Consider the following 223-nt stretch of genomic DNA (forward strand, 5'->3'; position numbering starts at 1 on the left):
TTTTGGGATAAGTTTTTAGGAGATATTGAGCCATTAAAGATAGCTGAAAAAGCACCAGATCAAACAATTGAGAGGAAAATGTCTTGGCTAGATCATAGTGTACAAAAAAGCTTTGCAGCGGTTTTTTATGCCAATGGTAGCGATCTAGATAAGGTTGGCGAATTTATAAATGAAGGCTTGCAAAAGCTTGATGATAATGACTTGCTGATGATTGAGGATTATA

The 223-nt window shown here is 35.4% G+C and carries 1 pseudogene; it reads left to right on the forward strand.

Annotated elements, in window-relative coordinates:
* Positions 1 to 223: pseudogene (locus tag CHH91_RS20795) on the forward strand (hypothetical protein); the annotation flags it as partial.

The sequence above is a fragment of the Virgibacillus sp. 7505 genome, from assembly GCF_002272135.1.
Classification (GTDB): Bacteria; Bacillota; Bacilli; order Bacillales; family Amphibacillaceae; genus Terribacillus.